We start from the raw sequence: 873 nt of genomic DNA, 5'->3' as shown, positions 1-873 counted from the left end.
ACTTATTTCCCCTATTTTTCGGTTCCCGGCCGCCCCGACCTTCTGATGCGCTCGGTCACCTTCCTGCGACGTGAGGCCGAGCTGGTCACCTTCAGGCGGGTGACGCGGTGGGCCCCGGGCGATGGCCAGGGTGGCGCCAGAATGCCCGGCAACCACTACGGCGTAGCGATCTCGCGCCTGAACTGGATCTATTTCACAGGCATCAACCGCCGCCAGACAAGCGAGCCCTCGATCATGACCGTACAGTGGGCTCCCATCTCCGAACCGGTTCTGGTCGGCAGGGCGATCGTCCTCACAGGATCGGGGCCGGCCTTTGTGCCGGTCATCATGCGGCAGGACGTCACCAGGGTCAGCATGAAGCGGGCGCTGCAGATGGCCCATATCGTCAGCCTCGACGACCCCAGCGTCGATCGACTGGTGGTCAGTCTCGCACGAGAGACCCGATAAACTCGCCTCCTACGGGAAAAATCGGGGAAAGTTTCAAGTTTTTCGGCTATATTTTTCCTCGTTTCGGCTTTTCTGCGCAAAAAATGCCGGAACTTTCACCCAAACCTGTCGTTTTCCAATGGATCGTTGCTTCGACGATCCCAAAGCAACAGGAGAGTACCCATGAACATCAAGATGATCTGCTTGGGCGCCATGGCACTTTCGATGGTCGGCGGCGCGGCGTTTGCCAAAACGTCGGCTCTCGACGATCCAGCCAAGATGCAGCCCTTCTACACCGATAGCAGCATGAAGACGATGGTCAGCAACGACGACTTCGTGAAAGCCTGGAAGGCCCTTACGCCGGACGACCAGACCGCGATGATGAAGGCCTGCGAGGACGAGGCGAAGGACGCCACTGCGGCCAACAGCCATCCCGAATTCTGCAGC

Annotated in this window: 1 protein-coding gene and 1 pseudogene; both read left to right on the top strand. The window is 59.3% G+C overall.

Translation table 11 applies throughout. The annotated features are described in order from the left end of the window. Nucleotides 1-447 (top strand): annotated as a pseudogene (locus EN991_RS41090) (XRE family transcriptional regulator); the annotation flags it as partial. 162 nt (nt 448-609) lie between these two features. Then, nucleotides 610-873 (top strand): hypothetical protein (locus EN991_RS24700; RefSeq protein ID WP_127369739.1); only part of this gene is annotated, 264 nt, incomplete at its 3' end.

The organism is Mesorhizobium sp. M7A.F.Ca.US.005.03.2.1, assembly GCF_003997795.1.
Classification (GTDB): domain Bacteria; phylum Pseudomonadota; class Alphaproteobacteria; order Rhizobiales; family Rhizobiaceae; genus Mesorhizobium; species Mesorhizobium ciceri.
The sequence above is the reverse complement of the archived record's forward strand: the minus strand, read 5'-3'. Positions and strand labels throughout refer to the sequence as shown.